The following is a 4656-nucleotide window of genomic DNA, read 5'->3' as shown; positions in this document are numbered from 1 at the left end:
ATAAAAAGAATTTTTTAACAAATACTAATTAAGGATGTATAAGTGTTAATTAGCAAGAAGCCACAAGATTTTTACGAAATAATCTTAAAATTACAAGAATATTGGACCAAACAAGGTTGCACATATCTAATGGCTTATGATTTGGAAATGGGGGCGGGAACCTTTCATCCTCAAACCATAATAAAATCCTTAGACTCAAAACCCTGGAGTTGTGCCTATGTGCAACCCTGCCGTAGACCAGTAGATGGTAGATATGGAGAAAGTCCTAACCGCTTACAACATTATTATCAGTTTCAGGTTCTGATTAAACCGGCCCCTAAGAACATTCAAGAGATTTATTTAGAAAGTTTAGCTGTATTAGGAATAAATTCTCAAGAGCATGATATTAGATTTGTAGAAGATGACTGGGAAAGCCCGACTTTAGGAGCCAGCGGTTTGGGGTATGAAGTTTGGTGTGACGGAATGGAAATCACACAATTTACTTATTTTCAAACCGTAGGAGGCATTGCCTGCAATGAAATTCCCATAGAAATTACCTATGGTTTAGAGAGGCTTGCTATGTATATTTTAGAATGCGATAATGTGTATGACTTACCTTATAATAAAGCAATGAAAGTTTCCTACGGTGATATTTACTTACAGTCGGAAAAAGAATTTTCAGCCTATAATTTTGAGCATGCTGATACCGCATTTTTATTACAAGAATTTGAAATTTCTCAGAAACAGTGCAAAATATTATTAGAGCAGAAATTACCTTATCCGGCTTATCATTTTGCAATTAAGGCAGGTAATTATTTTAATGTTTTAGATGCCGGAGGTAGTTTAGGGGTAAATGAGCGAACTCTTTACATTGAAAAAATCAGAGAAATGGTAAAATTGTGTTGTCTTTTATATTTAGAAAACTTTAAGGAAGTACAAATTAAAGAAGAGCAAATTAAAGAAGAAAAACAATCATGAATAAATTATTATTAGAAATTTATACCGAAGAAGTTCCTTATAGTTTGCAAAAACAGGCACAAACAGATTTAGCTAAACTTGCTACTAACTATTTTTCTCAAGCAGATATTCCTTTTACTAAATTAGCAGTGTTTTCCTCCTCCCAAAGATTAACCCTTTATCTAGAAGGTCTGCCTTCACAAATAATTGATACAACCGAAGTAAGAAAAGGTCCTGCAGTAAATGCCCCTAAGGTAGCAATAGAGGGATTTATGAAAAATTCTCAAGTGAGCCTAAATGATTTACTTATAAAAGATACGCCTAAGGGTATTTTTTATTTTGCTAATATTGTAAAAAAAGGTGGTAAATTAATAGAATTATTACCTAAGATTATACAGAATGAACTTTTGTGTAAACTTAATTTTAAGAAGTCTATGTTTTGGAATAGCAGTAAAATTGCCTGGGGGAGGCCTATTAGAAATATTCTAGCTTTATTTAATTCCGAAGTAATTCCTTTAAATTTTGCAGAATTAATTAGTAATAATACCACTAAGGGACACAGATTCTTAGCTAATAAAATTCTAACTATCAATAATCCTGATGATTATTTTAAATTATTAGCAGAAAATTATGTAATTCTGGATTTTTCTACCCGCAGAAATAGTATTGTTGCTGGGACGGAAAAAATTGCAACTGAGCAGAGGATAACTTTTTTGAATAATCATAAGATATTAGATGAAATAGCATACTTAGCTGAATACCCTGTGGTTTTGCTTGCAAAAATAGAGCAAAAATATATGGAGCTACCCAAAGAGCTTTTAATAAACATTATGGCTAGCAATCAAAGATATCTAAATTTTATTAAAAAAGACGGTAGCTTATCCCCGTATTTTGCCATTGTAACTAATATTATTACTAATGTTGCTACCGCTAAGAGTAATCAGAATATGATTTCTCAGAATATAATTTCAGGGAATTTAAAAGTTTTAAAAGCTAGGCTAGAAGACGGTTTATTTTTTTATAAGCAAGACCTTAAAAAACCTCTAAGTAGTAAAGTTGAGGCTCTTAAAAAAATTAATTTCTTTGAAGGCTTGGGTTCTTTGTTTGATAAAAAAGAGCGAGTAAAATTGCTTTTAAGAGAGCTGTTTAAAACAAGAGTTACCAAGATTAGAAGTCTTTCTACTGCACAAACTCATTCTAAATCCGCACGTCCCAAACAAGCCCATCACGAACAAATACTTACTCAAGAAACCATAGAGCTACTTGGTAACTTATATAAAGCTGATTTAAGTACTGCTTTAGTCGGTGAAATTCCGGAACTGCAAGGAATTATTGGATATTACTATTTTTTAGATGAAGTACTTTTAACGGAAAAAAATCTGCACGTAGATGCTCTACAAGAGAACAAAGTTCAAGATGTAGAGATAGCTTCATTAGTAAGTTTTCCCCAAACAGCTATGCTTCAAAAACAACCCCACGGCAAATTGCCACACCAAGAACTCTTACCCCAAGAATTACTGCAATTTTCTACAGAAATACAGCCTAAGAGCGAGATAAAGATAGCAAAGGCAACAATAGCAATAGCAACAGCTGTCAAAGAGCATTATAAACCCTTAGGGAGTGAAGATGATTTACCAAGTAATCTTTTAGGGGCAAAACTAGCAGTTTCAGATAAATTAGATACCCTAATTAGTTTCTTCTCAATTAATAAAAAACCTACCAATAAGGGGGATCCGTTTGCTCTAAGAAGAACAGCTTTGGGAATTATTCGTATTTGTATTGCTTATGAGCTTAATTTGGTATTAGATAAGTTTATAACTCAAGAGCTAAAAGAATTTTTTCTAGAGAGACTACAAGTTTATTTAAAGGGATTAGGGCATAATCAATTTGTGGTTACAGCCGTTTGTAATAGTAAATTTGAGCTTAATATTTTAGAAATTAATAAAAAGATTCTTTTTCTTGAGGAATTTATTAAAACTAAGGAAAGTATAAGTTTTATTGGAACTTATAAACGTTTGGCAAACCTTATTAAGCATAATATTATTAGTTCTACCACGATTGCTAAAAATTTATTAGTAGAGGAAGCCGAACAGAAGTTATTTCAAAACTTTAACAATCTTACTTTAAAACTAAATACTGCGGTTGCTGAATATAATTACGCAGTAGCAATAAACTTATTGCTACGTATAGTAGCAGATATTAATACTATGTTAGATAGCGTTATGGTAAATGCTGAGGATAAAAATCTTAAAAATAATCGCCTAAGATTATTAAATAATATTTTAGTAGCAATACAAAAAATTGCATATTTTGAGATTATAAATAGCGATTAAAGAACTAATTACAAAGCGATTCAAAAGGAATTGCAGAACAGTTTAATGAAGGTAGAGTGCTTTGCACGGTACGCAAAGGATCTGAAAAAATACAGAATCTACCAAAAAGAAGGAGTTTATTATTAAACCATCTCTTTAGGATTAACCCATTTATCAAAATCCTCAGCACTCACCAACCCCAAAGTAAGACTAGCTTCTTTTAAGGTAGTATGATTCTTATGGGCGTATTTAGCAATTTGAGCAGCTTTATCATACCCTATATGTTTATTTAATACGGTTACTAACATTAAAGATTGCTCCATTAGAGTTTGAATTTTTTTATGATTAGGCTTAATATCGTTTAAGCAATGCTCTACAAAACTATTAATCGCATCTGATAATAATTGGATTGAATTTAGAAGATTAAAGATAATTAGCGGTTTATAAACATTTAATTCTAAATGTCCGTTCATACCGCCTAAAGTTATAGCAAAATGATAGCCCATAACTTGGCAACAAACCATAGTTAAAGCCTCTATTTGAGTAGGATTAGTTTTTCCGGGCATAATAGAAGAACCTGGTTCATTTTCAGGAATTATCAATTCATAAATCCCAGCTCTAGGACCACAAGATAACAGCCTGAGATCATTAGCAATTTTATTTAAAGCCGTAGCTAAAACATTTAGAGAACCTGAGAAATTTACTAAATCATCATGACTAGCAATAGCTGAGAACTTATTATTAGCACTTTTAAAGGGAAGTTTTGTATACTGAGCAACGGAGTTTGCAAAAGTAAGTGCAAATTTAGGGTCGGTATTAATTCCGGTACCCACAGCAGTTGCCCCCTGTGCTAAGAAATATATATGCTTTAAGGAATCCTCAATATAATTACGAGTTTGTAATATTTGTGCCTGATAAGCTGAAAATTCTTGGGATAATGTTAAAGGGGTAGCATCTTGCATATGAGTTCTTCCAATTTTTATGATGTCTTTGAACTCGGTAATTTTCTTAGATAAGGTTAGAGATAATTTATCTAGTGCCGGTAAAAGCTTTCTCTGAGTTAGTAAAATTGTTGCTATATTCATAGCAGTGGGGAAGACGTCATTTGAAGATTGTCCTTTATTAACATCATCATTAGGATGAATCGGATTCTTACTGCCTAATTTTCCACCTAATTTCTCAATGGCTTTATTACTAATCACCTCATTAATATTCATGTTGGTTTGTGTACCGGAGCCGGTTTGCCAAACAGATAAAGGAAATTCAGTACTTAATTCATTATTAATAATTTCCTCACAAACCTCAATAATAATATCAGCTTTTTCTTTGCTTAAAATCCCTAAATTACAATTAACCTCAGAGATCGGAAGAGCGTCGTGTAGGGAAAGAGTGTAGATCTCGGTGGTCG

2 protein-coding genes are annotated in these 4656 nt (G+C 32.3%); both read left to right on the top strand.

Annotation, left to right across the window (positions count from 1 at the left end; genetic code table 11):
- Positions 1 to 48 precede the first annotated feature (48 nt).
- Positions 49 to 957, top strand: a complete 909-nt coding sequence (locus ACQCX0_RS00120) for a glycine--tRNA ligase subunit alpha (protein WP_462561999.1) — start codon at positions 49 to 51, stop codon at positions 955 to 957.
- Positions 954 to 3269 (top strand): glycine--tRNA ligase subunit beta, encoded by a 2316-nt coding sequence (gene glyS / locus ACQCX0_RS00115; RefSeq protein WP_462561998.1) that lies wholly within the window; start codon positions 954 to 956, stop codon positions 3267 to 3269. Before ACQCX0_RS00120 ends, glyS begins: the two co-directional genes overlap by 4 nt.
- Positions 3270 to 4656 lie beyond the last annotated feature (1387 nt).

This window comes from Candidatus Hepatincolaceae symbiont of Strigamia maritima, assembly GCF_055505085.1.
The sequence above is the reverse complement of the archived record's forward strand: the minus strand, read 5'-3'. Positions and strand labels throughout refer to the sequence as shown.

What these genes read in the sequence shown, in the direction of transcription:
- glyS (WP_462561998.1), top strand. Translation starts at nt 954, where the DNA reads ATGAATAAATTATTATTAGAAATTTATACCGAAGAAGTTCCTTATAGT.